Consider the following 14,683-nt stretch of genomic DNA (forward strand, 5'->3'; position numbering starts at 1 on the left):
GGGCGCGGCGGCCGTGCGCAGCGCCTCGTCCCGGCGCATCCGCCCGGAGCCGCGGCGGCGCAGGAAGTCCAGCGCCGAGCGCAGGTGCGCCGGGTCGACCTCGACCCAGCGGCCGCGCAGCCGCACCAGGGGCTGCTTGAGGCGGGCCAGCTCCGCCAGCTCCTCCATGTCGACCGGGGCGCCGCCGAGCACCGCCTCGAAGGAGAAGTCCACCAGGTCCGAGGGGCCGATGCCGCCGCCGCTCCCCGCCTGCTCGTCCTCGCGCACGGTCAGTTTCAGGCCCAGCCGGGAGCCGTCCATGCCGTCGGGGAGGACGACGGCGAACCCCGCGGCGTCGAGGCGGGGCGCGGCGTCGCGGATGAAGGCGTAGGCGCCGCCGGTGCCGGTCTCCACGGCCGAGGGCGCCAGCTCTGCAAGGGCGTCGCGGATGGGACGGAAGTACCGGGAGGCGCGCCGCAGCTCCCGCAGGAGGCGGGTCTCCACGTCGTCGGGGAGCCAGGCGCCCCCCTCGCCCAGCCACACGTCCGCCAGCGGGAGCTGCAGGCTGGGGTCGGCCGCCGAGCGGACCCAGAACTCCACCCGCCACCGCTCGGGGGCGCCCGTCTCGCGCTGTTCGGGGTCGGGCTCGACCAGGCGCAGCACCAGGCGGGCGCCGGAGGGGCGCTCGGCCGCCGCGTGCCGGTCGCGCAGGCGGGCGGCGAGGCCGGGCAGGTCGGTGCCTGCGGGGGCGCGCAGCGGTGCGGGGGAGGGGCGGGTGAGGGCGGCGGCCAGGAGGCGGCCGGTGCGGTCGCCGGTGGGTCGGGCGCCCCGGCTCCGGGAGCGCGCGGCGGCGTCGGTCAGGACGCACAGGGCCGCGTAGACCGGGTCGCCGCCGTCGGTGGGGTCCGCCTCCGCGGCGCCGGTTCCCCGGGCGGTGGGCACGGCGCCATCCGGGGTTGCGCCGTTCGGGGCGGAGCCGTCGGCGGTGCCCAGCGCCCGCGCCGACGGGGGCAGGGCCGTGCGCAGTGCGCGCAGGTGTTCGGCGTCGGCGCCCTGCAGGACGGGGCGCCACACCGCCTGCGGCGGCTCGCCCACCAGGCGGGGCAGGACGCGGCCCGTTGCGGCCAGGCGCCGGGCGAAGCCGCGCACCGACAGCAGGTGGCGCAGCGCGGGGCCGAGGGCGAGGTCCCCTGGAAGGCCGTCGTCCAGGAGCGCCAGCGCGCGGTCGGCCCGGTCCCCGCGCAACGCCGCACAGGGCACGCGCCATTCGTGCAGGCGGGGACGGTCGACCTCCGGCGCGTCCGGCACCGTGCCCAGGGCGGGCGAGGGCAGCGGGTGCTCGGCCGAGCCGGGCAGGCGGACGCGGTGCTCCTCCGGATCGCCCCGGTGGGCGCCGAGGCCGGTGAGCAGCGTGCCCAGGGCGTCGGCCGACAGGGCGTAGGGGTGCTGCGGCGGGGCCTGGCGGGCCGGGCCGTCTGGCCCTTGCCCGTGCTCCGCCCCGCGCCCGCCGGTGCACGGCGGCAGCGCGGCGTCCTCCGCCCAGACGACCAGGCCGTCGGCCCCGTCCCAGGCCCCGTGCAGAACCCGCACGCTCCGCCCCCATCGGTCGCGCCCTTCACGATGACGTCCCCCAGTATCGCGACCACCGGAGACGTTCTCGTCCAGGCGGCGCCGACGGGGGCGCCCCTGAAGGGGCTAGGAGCCGATGTGCGCGCCGTGCTCGGTGGCGAACTCGTCGCTGTTGTACCGGTCCCAGTTGATGGACCAGGACATGAGCCCGCGCAGGCCCGGGTAGGTGCCGCGCGGGGCGTAGTCGGGGCAGTGCGCTCCGGTGGTCAGGCAGTCCCAGGCGGCCTGGACCTCGGGGGCGGAGGTGTGGCCGTTGCCCGCCAGAGGGCTCGCGGGAAGGCCGATGGCCACCTGCCCGGGGTCCAGGGGCGGGAAGACGCGGGACGCGTCGCCCGCCACGGGGAACCCCTGAAGGACCATGTCGGCCATGGCCACGTGGAAGTCGGCCGAGCCCATGGTGTGGTAGCGGTCGTCCAGGCCGACGATGGGGCCGGAGTTGTAGTGCTGGACGTGCAGCAGCGTCAGCCGGTCGCGCAGGGCGTGGATGACGGGCAGGTAGGCTCCGGCGCGGGGGTCCGCGCCGCCCCAGGGGCCGCTGCCGTAGTGGGCGTAGCCGAGCTGGACGAAGAACGTCTCGGGCGCCATGGTCAGGACGAAGTCGGGGCCGTAGCGGTCGGAGAGCGCGCGCAGCGCGTCGATGAGGTTGACGATGACAGGGGTGGTGGGGGAGCGGAAGTCGGTGTCGCCGTCGTCCAGGTAGAGCGAGTGGCCCTCGAAGTCGACGTCGAGGCCGTCGAGGCCGTACTCGTCGATGATGGCCGAGGCCGACTCGGCGAAGGCGTCCCGGGCGGCGGTGGTCTCCAGGGAGACCTGGCCGCGTGCGCCGCCGACCGACAGCACGACCTTCTTGCCGCGCGCCTGGGCGTCGCGGATCTGGGAGATGAACTCGGCCTTGTCCGGGACGCCGGGGCACTCCTGGCGCGGGCACAGGGAGAACTCCAGCCGCCCGGAGGTGGGGGAGGTGGGCTCGGCGAAGGCGAGGTGGATGATGTCCCATTCGTCGGGAACGTCGGCCAGGTCCACCCAGCCGGACCCGTTGGCGAAGCTGGTGTGCAGGTACCCGGCCATGACGCGGTCGGGCAGGGTGGCGGAGGCGGAGGTACCGGCCGCGGCGGGGGCGGGCGCCGGGCCGGCGGCGGTTCCCGCCGCGGCGCAGACCAGGGCGGCGGTGGCGGCGACGGTGCGGGGCAGGGGGGTCACGGGGGCTCCTCGCTGGGGTGGGAGCGGGCGGGGGCCATAACCTAAAGGAAACTTTCCTAATAGATGTGGTGAAGGTAACCCCCGCCCCTACCGCCGTCAACACCCCCGCATGCCCCCGAACCCCCGCAACGGCGGTCGTTGCGGCCCACTAGGGTGTCGCGGATGGATCCCAGGCAACGCTCGACCACCATCCGCTGGGCCGTGCCCGCGGCGGTCCTCCTCGCCGCCGCCGGACTCCTCGCCGCCCCCTCCTCCTTCCTCTCCGGCCTGCTGCCGCTCGGCGCCGGAGCGTTGGTGGCCGGGGCCGTCGCGACCGCGCTGCTGTGGTGGACGCTGCCCTCGGTCCGCGGCGCGCGCGGCGGCCCCGCGGTCTTCCTCTTGACCTGGGGTGCCTGTGTGCTCGCCGGGACCGTCGCCGACGGGACCGCACGGGTGGTGTCGGTCGAACAGATGCAGTCGGGGAGCGTGCCGGGAAGCGCGCAGGGGGAGTCGTTCGGCTGGTTCGCCTACGAGCCGATGACGCCTTCAGGCGGGTACCCCGGCTCGTACGAGAGGCTCACCACGTACGACCAATCCCTCACGGCGGTCGGTACAGGGGTGTCGGTCACCCCCGACCGGGGCGGGACCGCCGCAGGTGTCGTCCTGGGATGGGCCGCCGGGGCGATCGGTGTCGTCGCCTACCGCAGAAGCGCCCGGACCGCCGCCACCGATCCCCCGGCGGGCGCGGACGGTTCGCACGATCCGGAAGATCCGGAAGGGCGGGCCTGAGGGCCCCGCGCAACGGATCCGGCAGGGAGGCCGGGCGCGGGGACCGCCGTCCTCGGCCCCGCGCGCCCGGCCTGCGGTCACCGGGTTTCCCCGGCGATCCGATCCCCTTCTATCCCGAGCAGGTGACAGGACAGGGCCACCCACTGCCGGGGTGTGACGAAGGCCACCACCGTTCCGCGCTCCACACCGGCCGCGCGCAGCGCCGCGTCCACCCGACGTGCGCGGTACAGGCGCCGCAGTGACGCGTCGAGAGAGCCCCCGACACCGGAGAACCCCGCCTTCACCAGCGCGCGGTAGTCGGCCAGGGCCGACACGGGCAACAGTGGTTCAGGCCGACGGGCGATGCGCAGCACCCCCGAGTCCACGCGCGGCACGGGGTGGAACCGGTCGCGGCGCACGCGCTCGCCCAGGGACCACTCGAACCGCGGCCACGTCAGCACGGTCAGCCTGCTCCAGCGCCCAGAGGCGCCGGTGCGCTTGCGCGCGTACTCCCACTGGGTCAGCAGGGTCGCCGACCGCAGCGCGCGGGCGCCCAGGCACCAGTCGACGATGGCGGACGTGCGCGAATAGGGGATGTTGCCGACGACCGAGAACGGCTCGCGGGGCGCCGGGGCCGCCGTGAAGTCGGCGCCGCACACCCGCACCCGCGGCGACGCGGCGAACCGCTCGGACAGGCGCCGCGCGAAGTACAGGTCGACCTCGTAGGCCGTCACCCGCCGCGCCCCGCGCGCCAGGTGGGAGGTGATCATGCCGTCACCGGCGCCGGGTTCGAGCACCAGCCCGCCCTCGGGCAGGTCGGCGGCGCTCACGATGCGTCGGGCCGCCGACGCATCGGCGAGGAAGTTCTGGGACAGCGAGCGCCGCCGCGCCCCCGCCCCCTTGCGCCCCTTCGGGCCGTGCTCACGGGAGCGGCCGAGAGTCCTCTCGGAGGGGCGGCCGTTGCGGCCGGATCCGTGCTTGTGCGCCATCGGGCGTCCGTTCCTGCCGCCGCGCGGTGCGGCGGCCGACAGGGACGGGCGGCACGGCGCCTCCTGCGCGGGCCCGCGCCGCCCGCCCGCATGTACGTCGGGCAAGGCGGAACAGAGCCCCGGACCGGGGCGCGGCGGTGTGCAGGGGTCCGCGGGGGAGGGGCGGCGCATGGCGCGCCGACCCGAAGGGTCGGCGGACGGCGGGCCGGCGGTGGATCGCTCAGGCCCGTAGGGCGGCGCGGAACAGAGCCGCGAACCGCCGGGCGGCAGTGGCCGGGCGGTTCAGCGCAGGCTCAGGTGACGGCGCCGCGTGTCAGCGGCCGACGCCCGGAACCCGGTCCGGGGCGGCGGCGCGGTCGCGGATGTAGACGAACCCGGACCGTGCCGCGGTCCGGGCGTCGAAGATCGCTTGGAAGGCTCCCATGATGGTCCGAGGATAGGCCCCGTCTCCCGCGCCGGGCAAAGGGTTTTCCGGCGGTGTGACGAGCGCCCGCCGCCCCCTTCGTCGGGTCGGTGTGCATGTGGGGCGCTACGGCCTCGACCAGAGGCGCGCAGCCGTCGTCCCCCAGGACGCCGCCGGTCCTTCAGTCCTTCCGGGCGACCGCGCCCACCTGGGGCACCCAGGCGGGCGGGGTGCCGTCCGCGCCGACGTCGGGCCGCCACTGCGAACAGGACACGACCCCGGGCGGCAGTACGGTCAGGCCTTCGAGGAGCGCGGCGACCTGCTCGGGGGAGCGGCCGGTGATCGGCGGCGTGGCGTTGGCGTTCCAGTACTCCATCGCCTCGGTGTTGCCGCCCTCGCCGGAATGGACGATCGGGTGGCTGAGGGCGACGTGGCTGCCCGGGGCGAGCGCGTCGACGAGCCGCCGCACCAGCGCGGCGACCTCGCCGTCGTCCTCGATGAAGTTGAGCACGCCCAGGAGCATGAGCGCGACCGGCCGGTCGAAGTCCAGCGTGCGTGCGGCCTCGGCGAGGATGCGGCCGGTGTCGCGCGCGTCGGCCTCGATGTAGTCGGTCGCCCCGGACGGGCCCGAGGCGAGCAGGGCCTCGGCGTGCACCAGCACGACCGGGTCGTTGTCGACGTAGACGACCCGGCTGTCCGGGGCGGTCGCCTGGGCGACCTCATGCGTGTTGTCGCTGGTGGGCAGGCCGGTGCCGATGTCCAGGAACTGGCGCATGCCCGCCTCGCCCGCCAGGTGGCGCACGGCGCGGCGCAGGAAGCCGCGGTCGGCGCGGGCCACGTGCACGATGCTCGGGAAGAGGGACGCGACATGGTCGCCGACGGCGCGGTCGGAGGCGTAGCAGTCCTTGCCGCCGAGCCAGTGGTTCCAGACGCGGGCGTTGTGCGCGACGGAGGGGTCGATGCGCGGACGGCCGCCGTCGGGCCCGGTGGCCTCCGGGCGGTCGTGCGGGGAGTGGGGGGTGGCGTTCACGGCGCACACCCTAGCGGGGCGCAGGCGGGCCGGAACCGGGGCCCATCGGCCGGTTCCGGCCGCACCGCCCGCCGTCGGCCTCGGCCGCTAGGACGTCACGATCGGGAACTCCGGGTCGGGCCGGTCCATCACCTGCTGCAGGCGCACCAGGACCGACCGGTCGCCCGTGAACTCCGCCCCCTCGGCGCCCTTGCCCGTCAGCAGGGCGAACAGCTCCGGCTCGGCGAGGGTGACCACCAGGTCCGCGGGCGGCGCGCCCTCGGGTTCGGGCCGGTGGGTGAGCACGCCGTTCGACAGCGTCATCCGGTAGCGCCGCCCGGTGTCGGAGAGCGCCCAGGAGATGCTGAGCCGCTCGTCCCAGGCTTTGGGGCCGTTGACGCGGATGGCCATGGAGTCGAAGACCTGCTCGGGGCTCAGGCCCGCCGCCATGCCGCCGGAGATGGTGAACGGGTTGGGCGTGACCCCTTCGCGCAGCTCTTTGGCGCCCGTCAGGTAGAAGTTGCGCCAGGTGCCGCTCTCGGCGCTCTCGCCCAGGCTCTGGTAGACCCCGGCCAGGGCGCTCTTGGCCCCCTCGTCGTCCGGGTCGGCGAAGACGGCGTGGTTGAGCAGGGTGGCGGCGAACCTGAGGTCGCCGTGGGAGGTGTAGTCGGCGGCCAGCGCCACCACCCGGGCCGTGCCGCCCATGCACTCCACGTAGCGCTGGGCCAGCTCGGTCGGCGGGTGCTCCCACAGGTGCGCGGGGTTGCCGTCGAACCAGCCCATGTAGCGCTGGTAGACGGCCTTCACGTTGTGCGAGAGCGACCCGTAGTAGCCGCGCGCGTGCCAGGCCGAGGCCAGTGCAGGGGGCAGCTCGATCCGCTCGGCGATCTCGGGGCCCGTCATGCCCTGGTTGAGCATGCGCAGCGTCTGGTCGTGCATGTAGGCGTACAGGTCCCGCTGCTCGGACAGGTAGCGGGTGATGGCGCCGGCGCCCCAGGTGGGCCAGTGGTGCGAGGCGAAGGCGACGTCGGAGGCGTCGGCGAACAGGGTGATGGCCTCGTCCAGGTAGCGCGACCACACCCGGGCGTCGCGGACCAGGGCGCCCCGGAGCGTGAGGATGTTGTGCATGGTGTGCGAGGCGTTCTCGGCCATGCACAGCGCGCGCCTGTCGGGGAAGTGGAAGTTCATCTCCGCGGGGGCCTCAGTTCCCGGGGTGACCTGGAAGACGATACGGACTCCGTCGACGGTCTCCTCCTGGCCGGTGCGGGTGATGTCGATGGTCGGCGGGACCAGGGAGACCGAGCCGGTGGAGGCGGTCTGGCCGAGGCCGGTGCCGATCATGCCCTCAGGGCTCCGCTCCAGCGTCGCGCCGGTGTGGTACATGCCGCGCCGGGCCATGGCGGTGCCCGCATAGACGTTCTCGGCGATCGCGTGCTCGGCGAACCCCTCGGGGGCCAGGATCGGTACGCCGTCGGGGTTGCCGGGCGGGACGATTCCCTCGGCGCCGCCGAAGTGGTCCACGTGCGAGTGCGTATAGACCATCCCGGTGACGGGCCGCTCGCCCCGGTGCGCGCGGTAGAGGGTGAGCGCGGCGGCGGCCGTCTCGTTCGAGACGAGGGGGTCGATGACGATGACGCCGGTGTCGCCTTCGACCAGGGTCATATTGGACAGGTCCAGCCCGCGGACCTGGTAGATGCCGTCGGTCACCGCATAAAGGCCCTGCCGGGCGCACAGCTGCGACTGCCGCCACAGCGACGGGTTCGCGCTCGGCGGGCACTCCCGGTCCAGGAAGGAGGAGAAGACGTCGTTGTCCCAGACGACGTTTCCTTGCGCGTCCTTGACGATTCCGGGATTCAGGGCGGCGATGAACCCGCGGTCGGCGTTCTCGAAGTCGCTGCGGTCGTCGTAGTCGAGGTGAGTCATGGGGAATACGTTCGCGTATGCCGGGCGGGAGTGGAACAGTACGGGGGTAAAAAACACAGGTGCTCTCTCTCGCTCCGGTCCGGGGAATTACCCCGAATACCAGAGGGGGCCGGTAGGAATCCCTGGGAAGCGCCGGGTGCCCGAGCGCGGACCGCTATCGGAAGGGGCGCTCGCTCCGCTCCTCGGAAGGGGGCGGCGCTGATCTCCACTATGAAGGTAGGATTGGTAATCCATTCTTCAATAGGAGGGAATGGCGGGACGCGGCTGCGCCGCGTCCGCATCTGGGCCCGCGCCGCCGTGGGGTTCCGGGGGAGGGGGCCGTTCAGGCCGGGGGGCGGGGACCGGCCTCAGCGCGCGGTGCCCTCGGGGAACAGGAGCCGCGCGATGGCCCGTGTCTGGCCCTGCGGGTCGTCGGGGTGGACCGCGCCGCTGAGCACGAGTGTCGCGTAGCCGTGGACCAGCGACCATGCGGCCACGGCCGCGAGTTCGGCGCCCCCGTCCTCCGCGTCGCCGCGGTGCCGCTCGCCGACGCCCGCTGCCAGGGCGCCGGCCGCCCTCGTCCGGGCGGCCCGCAGCTCCTCGTCGTCGGTGCGGTGCAGGGCGGGGTGGAACATCACCTCGAAGTGCCCCGGATGCTCCAGGGCGAACCGGACGTAGGCCACACCCATCTCGACGATCCCGCCGCCGGACAGGCGCGCCCCGGTGACGGTGTCGGCGAGCAGGCCGTAGCCCTCGGCCGCGAGCGCGGTGAGCAGGCCGGCCTTGTCGCCGAAGTGGTGGGTCGGCGCGGCGTTGGAGACCCCGGCCCGGCGGGCGAGCTCGCGCAGGCTGACCGCGGCCGCCCCGGACTCGGCGATCGCGTCGGCGGCCGCGGCCAGCAGGGTCCGGCGGAGGTCGCCGTGGTGGTAGGCCATGGCGGCCAGCCTAGCGCCGGTCTTGTCATTGACAAGACCGGCGGCGCCGTGGGATCTTGTCAGTGGAAAGATTGGATGCGGAGAGGTGGAGCGCCATGGCGCCGTTGGTCTTCTTGCTCGTGGGCGCGGCGGCGGCGCTGGCGGCGGGCCGCGCCGGGGTGCGGGCGACGTCCTCTTGGCCGGCGGCCGTGCGCTGCGGGCTGGCCCTGATGTTCACCGCGACCGGGCTCGCCCACTTCGTCGGCATGCGCGAGGAGCTGGTGGCCATGGTGCCGCCCGCACTGCCCGCCCCGGAGCTGCTGGTGGCCGTCACCGGTGTGCTGGAGCTGGTCGGCGCGGCCGCACTGCTGTGGCCGCGCACCGCACCGTGGTCGGCGGCGGGGCTCGCCCTGATGCTGGTCGCGATGTTTCCGGCCAACGTCCACAAGGCGCTCACCCAGGCCGGCCTCCCCTGGGACGAGCGGCTGGTGCCGCGCACCCTGCTCCAGGCGGTCTTCCTCGCCGCCGCGCTCAGCGTGGTGGTGCACCACCTCCGCAACCGCCGCGCGGCGCCGCGGGACTGAGCGCGACGGCGCCCGCCGGACGGCGGCGGGCCCTCAGGCGGGCGCCGGTCCGGTGGACTCCCGGATGACCAGGTGGGAGGGGAGGACCAGGCGGCGCGGGCCGTCGCCGGAGGCGTGTTGGGCCCCCGCCGTCAGCAGGATCTCCACGGCCGCGCGCCCCGCCTCCTCCTGCGGCCCGGCCAGGGTGGTCAGCGCGGGCGAGCAGAGGTCGGCGCCGAAGATGTCGTCGTAGCCGACGACGCTGACCTGCTCGGGGACCCGCACGCCGCGCTCGGCCAGCCGCCGCAGGATGCCGATGGCCAGAAGGTCGTTGTGCGCCACGACCGCCGTCGCGCCCGAGACCAGGGCGGCGTCGGCGGCGGCACCGCCGCCCGCGACCTGCGGGGCGAACGGCCCTAGGCGGGAGGCCGCCATCCCGCGCGCCCGCGCGCCGGTACTCAGCGCCCGCCAGCGCTCCCCGGCGAGCCAGGAGGCGTGCGGACCGGACAGGTAGACCAGCGACCGGTGGCCCAGCGAGGCCAGGTGGTCCACGATCTGCGCGCTGCCTGAGGCGTTGTCCACCACCACGCTCGGCATCCCCTCGACCTCCCGGTTGACGAGTACGAGGTTGTGCTCGCGGGCCAGCTCGGCCGCGGCGTCCGCGGGCAGGCGGCTGGAGGCCAGTACGAACCCGTCCACCGAGCGCGACAGGCGCGCGATCTGGTCGCGCTCGGCATCGGCTGACTCCTCGGTGAAGCCGAGGATGAACGTGATTCCGGCGGCCGCCGCCCGGCGCTCGGCCCCGCGGATCGGGCCGAAGAAGTGCGGGTTGGCGATGTCCGGCACGAGCATCGCCACCGTCGCGGTGCGCCCGGACTGCAGCGCGGTGGCCAGCGGGCTGGGGTGGTAGCCCATCCGTTCGGCCACCTCCAGGACGTGCGTGCGGGTGGCGGCGTTGACCCGCCGCGGGTTGCCGAAGGCGCGGGAGACCGTCGAGGCCGCGACCCCGGCCTCCCGGGCGACGTCGTACACGGTGGGGCGCTTGGGACGGGTCATGGGGGCCTCTCGTGGGCACGGCGGTGGCAACTTATGGCAATCGCTTGTCATGCCGTTTCCAGGAAACCTATCGTTCATCCCACTTCCCGCCTGTGACCGGCGCCACAGCCGGTCCGGGCCGCCGACCGTGTCCCCGCCGACTGGAGCACCCCGATGACCGACCCTGCCCACCAGGCCCGAGGCGGACCTGTTCCGCGGCGCCGACCGGCGGCGGTGCGGTGGCTGGAGGGCGCGGAGCTCGCCGTGGGCGCCGCGCTGCTGACCATGATCTTCGCCCTCATGCTGACCCAGGCGCTCCAGCGCCACCTGCCCGTGGCCGGTTGGGTGTGGACCGGCGAGCTCGCCCGCCTGGGCCTGGTGTGGCTGGCCTTCTCGCTGGCGGGCCACCTGTTGGGGCGCGATGAGCACATCACCCTCAAGGTCGTCGACCTCCTGCCGGGCGCCCGGCTCCGCCGCGGGGTCTGGATCCTGGCCAACCTCGTGGTGGCGGCCGTCGGCGCGGCCTTCACCGCCGAGGCGGCCGAGCTGGTCCTCAACGGCCCGCCGGTGCGCACCCCCGCCCTCGGGCTGCCCATGAACGCGGTCTACGCCGTCCCGCTGGCCGGGCTGGCGCTGGCGGCGCTGCGCGCGGGGGCCAACACCCTGACGGCGGGCCCTCCCGCCGGGCCGGAGCCCCCGGCCGATGCCGGGCCCCCTGAGGCGCCCGGCGCCTCCGGCAACGGGAGGGCCGAGCGGTGAGCGCGATCCCGGTCGTCACCGCGATCCTGGCCCTGCTCCTGCTGCGGGTCCCCATCGCCTTCGCCATCCTCGGCCCCTGCCTGGCGTACACGGCCCTGACCGGCCAGTCCACCGGCCTGGCGCTGCGCACCGCCGCCCGGGAGATCGACAGCTTCCCGCTGCTGGCCGTGCCGCTGTTCATCCTGGTGGGCGTGGTCGCCGAGCACACCGGGATCGCCGACCGCATCTTCGGCTTCGCCCAGGTGCTGTTCGGCCGGGTCCGCGCCGGGCTGGGCTATGTGAACATCGGCGTCAGCGTGGGCTTCTCCTGGATGAGCGGCAGCGCCCTGGCCGACGTCGCCGGGGTCGGCAAGATGACCGTCCCGGCGATGACGTCCCGGGGGTACTCCCGGCGCTTCTCCCTCGGGCTCACCGCGGCCTCCAGCCTGATCGGCCCGGTCATGCCGCCGAGCATCCCGGCGATCGTCTACGCCTCGGTCGCCGCCGTGTCCACGGCGGCCCTGTTCGCCGCCGCCGTGGTGCCCGCGCTGCTGATCGCCGCCGGGCTCGCCGCCGCGGTCTTCGTCTGGGGCCGCCGCCAGGACCACCTGGCCGGTCGGCGGCCCGAGCCGGGCGAGGCGCGGCGGGCCGCGGTACGGGTGATCGGCCCCCTGGGGGCCCCGGCGCTGCTGCTCGGCGGCATCCTCAGCGGCCTGTTCACCCCGACCGAGGCCGCGGCGGTCGGCGTCGCCTACGTCCTGGTCCTCGGCTTCTGCTACCGCCGCCTGGACCTGCGCGCGCTGTGGCGGATCGCGGTGGAGACCGCCACCACGGCCGCCTCCATCGCCCTCATCCTGGCGGCCTCCGGCCTGCTCGGGTGGGTCCTGGCGCGGGAGCGGGTCCCGCAGGACCTCGCCTCGTTCCTGCTCGGCCTCACCGACAGCCCCCTGCTGTTCCTGCTGCTGGTCAACGTCGCGCTGATCGCTGTGGGCATGGTGCTCGAACCGGTGGCCGCCCTGGTGATCGCCGTTCCGGTGCTGCTGCCGGTGGCCGTGCAGTTCGGGGTGGACCCGGTGCACTTCGGGGTGATCGTCATCGTCAACCTCATGATCGGCCTGCTCACCCCGCCCATCGGGGGCGTGCTCTACGTCCTGGGCGCGGCGACCCGAACGCCCATGCAGGAGGTCTTCCGGGGCACCGCCCCGTTCCTGCTGCCGCTCCTGGCCGTCCTGGTGCTGCTGACCGCCGCCCCCGACCTGGTCCTGTTCCTGCCCCGGCTCCTCGGCCTGTAGCCGCGCCGTCCGGGCCCGACCCGACACCCCTGTTCTTCCATCCCCCATATCCGAGGACCCACGAGGAGGCCTCCGATGCGCACCCCGATCCGAACCCCGATCCGTGCCGCGGCCCTGCTGCCCGCCGCCGCGCTCGCCCTTGCCGGATGCGGCGGGGGAGGAGGGACCGGCGACGGCACGGCCACCCTCTCCTTCGCCAACAGCTACCCCCAGGACCACCCGCACACCCGCTGCGGCATCGAGCTCGTCGCCGACAAGGTCGCCGAGGCCGACGCCGGCCTGGCCGTCGACACCTTCCCCGACAGCCAGCTCGGCGCCAACACCGAGACCTTCGCCTCGGTCATGTCCGGCGACATCGACCTGGACGTGCAGGGGTCGGCCGCCCTCGGCTCGGCCTACGAGCCGATCGGCGTGTTCGACGCCGCCTACGCCTTCGACGACGCCGACCACCTGTTCTCCTTCTTCGACTCCGAGGCCTCCGCGACCGTCAAGGAGGACTTCGAGGAGGCCACCGGCGCCAAGATCCTCGACGTCTGGTACTTCGGCGACCGCCACTTCACCGCCGACACGCCCATCCGCGAGCCGGCCGACCTGGAGGGGCTGCGGATGCGCTTCCCCGACTCGCCGATCTACCTGGAGAACGCCGAGGCCCTGGGCGCCGAGCCGACCACCGTCGCCTTCGAGGAGGTGTACCTGGCCCTGCAGCAGGGCACGGCCGACGGCCAGGAGAACCCGATCCCCACCATCGCCGGGGACAGCTTCGACGAGGTCCAGTCGCACGTCAGCCTCACCAGTCACCAGATCGGCTCACAGATGGTCGTCGTGTCCGGGCGGACGTGGGAGGGCCTGTCGGCCGGGCAGCAGGAGGTGCTGCAGCAGGCGGTCAGCGACACCCGCGCGGAGAACCGGCAGTGCATCGAGGAGGCCGAGGCCGAGATCGTCGAGCAGTGGAAGGCCGACGGCACCATCGAGATCGTCGACGACGTCGACGTCGAGGCGTTCCGCTCCCAGGCGCGCGCCCACTTCCAGGACAGCCTGGACGGCGAGGCGCTGGCGCTGTACGAGGCCTTCGGCGAGGCCCGGTGACCCCGGAACCGGCGGCGGAATGTACGGCGGAACGACGGAGCGGAGCGGAATCCATGCGGCGGAGCATCGCCACGGTGTCCCTGAGCGGCACCCTGGAGGAGAAGCTGCGGGCGGCGGCCGCGGCCGGGTTCGACGGCGTCGAGGTCTTCGAGAACGACCTCGTCGCCTCGCCCCTGCCGCCCCGCGAGGTCCGCGCCCTGGCCGGGGACCTCGGCCTGGGCATCGACCTCTACCAGCCCTTCCGCGACTTCGAGGGGGTGGAACAGGAGCGGCTGGAGGCGAACCTGCGCCGGGCCGAGGCCAAGTTCGCGCTGATGCTCGAACTCGGCGCCGACACCCTGCTGGTGTGCTCCAACGCCACCGAGGCGGCCATCGACGACGACGCGCGCGCGGCGGCGCAGCTGCACCGCCTCGCCGAGACCGCCGCCCCCTACGGCGTGCGCATCGCCTATGAGGCCCTGGCCTGGGGGCGCCACGTGTCCGACTTCCAGCACGCCTGGCGCATCGTGGCCGAGGCCGACCACCCCTCGCTGGGGGTGTGCCTGGACAGCTTCCACATCCTCTCCAAGGGCGGCGACAGCGCGCAGATCCGGCAGATCCCCGGGGACAGGATCTTCTTCCTCCAACTGGCCGACGCCCCCTACATGGCCATGGACCTCCTGCAGTGGAGCCGCCACTACCGGTGCTTCCCCGGTCAGGGCGGGTTCGACCTGGCCTCCTTCACCCGCGAGGTCCTGGAGGCGGGCTACACCGGGCCGCTCTCCCTGGAGGTCTTCAACGACGTCTTCCGCGCCTCCGACCCGTACCGCACCGCCGCCGACGCGCTCCGCTCCCTGTCGGTCCTGGAGGACACGCTGAGCCGGGAGCCGTCCCCGGAGCCCGCCCCCGTCCGCCTCGCCCGCCTGCCCGATCCGCCCGAGCGGGTGGGGTACGCCTTCGTCGAGGTCGCGGCAGGCGGAGGCGGCGCGGACCGGGTGCGCTCCGTGCTCGCCGCCCTCGGGTTCGCCCACGCGGGCGACCATCCCTCAAAGCCGGTGCAGCTGTGGTGCGGCGGCGACGCCCGGATCCTCGTCAACGCGGCCGACGCGCACCTGGGCCACACCTGGACGGGGGCCGCCGCCGTGACCGCGCTGGGCGTGGAGGTGGACGACCCCGACCGCGCGGCGCGCAGGGCCGAACGGCTCCCCGCGCCCCCCC

The 14,683-nt window shown here is 74.6% G+C and carries 12 protein-coding genes and 1 pseudogene (1 of these 13 running past the window's edge); 6 read left to right on the top strand and 7 right to left on the bottom strand.

Features of this window, described 5'->3' with window-relative positions; translation table 11 throughout:
- Both D476_RS33675 and D476_RS33680 read right to left on the bottom strand, forming a co-directional pair.
- Positions 1–1,569, bottom strand: a pseudogene (locus D476_RS33675) (SNF2-related protein); it reaches 1,552 nt to the left of the window's first position.
- 105 nt (positions 1,570–1,674) lie between these two features.
- A complete protein-coding gene (locus tag D476_RS33680; RefSeq protein ID WP_017625275.1) occupies positions 1,675–2,808 on the bottom strand; it encodes a chitinase in 1,134 nt (377 codons plus the stop codon).
- 162 nt (positions 2,809–2,970) lie between these two features.
- Between D476_RS33680 and D476_RS0117735 the strand changes: the two genes are divergently transcribed.
- Positions 2,971–3,576, top strand: coding sequence for a hypothetical protein (locus tag D476_RS0117735; protein ID WP_152529377.1), 606 nt, complete (start codon positions 2,971–2,973; stop codon positions 3,574–3,576).
- Between the two features lie 77 nt (positions 3,577–3,653).
- Here the strand turns inward: D476_RS0117735 and erm are convergent, their stop codons facing one another.
- The 4 genes from erm to D476_RS0117760 all read right to left on the bottom strand — a co-directional run bounded on the left by erm (position 3,654) and on the right by D476_RS0117760 (position 8,793).
- Positions 3,654–4,544: an ErmE/ErmH/ErmO/ErmR family 23S rRNA (adenine(2058)-N(6))-methyltransferase gene (erm, locus tag D476_RS0117740; RefSeq protein WP_017625277.1), complete on the bottom strand. Its 891-nt coding sequence runs from the start codon at positions 4,542–4,544 to the stop codon at positions 3,654–3,656.
- A gap of 584 nt (positions 4,545–5,128) precedes the next feature.
- A complete protein-coding gene (locus D476_RS0117750; RefSeq protein ID WP_017625279.1) occupies positions 5,129–5,977 on the bottom strand; it encodes an SAM-dependent methyltransferase in 849 nt (282 codons plus the stop codon).
- Positions 5,978–6,064: 87 nt separating this feature from the next.
- Complete coding sequence (locus D476_RS0117755; protein WP_017625280.1) at positions 6,065–7,879, bottom strand: alkyl/aryl-sulfatase; 1,815 nt, start codon at positions 7,877–7,879, stop codon at positions 6,065–6,067.
- A gap of 347 nt (positions 7,880–8,226) precedes the next feature.
- Positions 8,227–8,793: a TetR/AcrR family transcriptional regulator gene (locus D476_RS0117760; protein ID WP_017625281.1), complete on the bottom strand. Its 567-nt coding sequence runs from the start codon at positions 8,791–8,793 to the stop codon at positions 8,227–8,229.
- A gap of 95 nt (positions 8,794–8,888) precedes the next feature.
- Here D476_RS0117760 and D476_RS0117765 point away from each other — a divergent pair, with 95 nt between their 5' ends.
- Positions 8,889–9,356 (top strand): DoxX family protein, encoded by a 468-nt coding sequence (locus D476_RS0117765; protein WP_017625282.1) that lies wholly within the window; start codon positions 8,889–8,891, stop codon positions 9,354–9,356.
- A 33-nt stretch (positions 9,357–9,389) separates the two neighbouring features.
- Here D476_RS0117765 and D476_RS0117770 read toward each other — a convergent pair whose 3' ends face one another.
- Entirely contained in the window at positions 9,390–10,391 is a 1,002-nt protein-coding gene (locus D476_RS0117770; protein WP_017625283.1) for a LacI family DNA-binding transcriptional regulator, read from the bottom strand.
- A gap of 153 nt (positions 10,392–10,544) precedes the next feature.
- On the opposite strand from D476_RS0117770, the gene D476_RS33685 reads away from it, so the two are divergent.
- The 4 genes from D476_RS33685 to D476_RS0117790 all read left to right on the top strand — a co-directional run.
- Positions 10,545–11,129 (top strand): TRAP transporter small permease, encoded by a 585-nt coding sequence (locus tag D476_RS33685; RefSeq protein ID WP_051061782.1) that lies wholly within the window; start codon positions 10,545–10,547, stop codon positions 11,127–11,129.
- Positions 11,126–12,400, top strand: a complete 1,275-nt coding sequence (locus D476_RS0117780; protein ID WP_017625285.1) for a TRAP transporter large permease — start codon at positions 11,126–11,128, stop codon at positions 12,398–12,400. Before D476_RS33685 ends, D476_RS0117780 begins: the two co-directional genes overlap by 4 nt.
- Positions 12,401–12,475: 75 nt before the next feature.
- Positions 12,476–13,486 carry a DctP family TRAP transporter solute-binding subunit gene (locus D476_RS0117785; RefSeq protein WP_017625286.1) on the top strand — a complete coding sequence of 337 codons (1,011 nt, stop codon included), beginning with the start codon at positions 12,476–12,478 and terminating at the stop codon, positions 13,484–13,486.
- Positions 13,487–13,539: 53 nt separating this feature from the next.
- Positions 13,540–14,683 (top strand): sugar phosphate isomerase/epimerase and 4-hydroxyphenylpyruvate domain-containing protein (locus tag D476_RS0117790; protein ID WP_017625287.1); only part of this gene is annotated, 1,144 nt, incomplete at its 3' end.

Origin of the sequence: Nocardiopsis chromatogenes YIM 90109 (assembly GCF_000341185.1) — a bacterium.
GTDB lineage: Bacteria > Actinomycetota > Actinomycetes > Streptosporangiales > Streptosporangiaceae > Nocardiopsis_A > Nocardiopsis_A chromatogenes.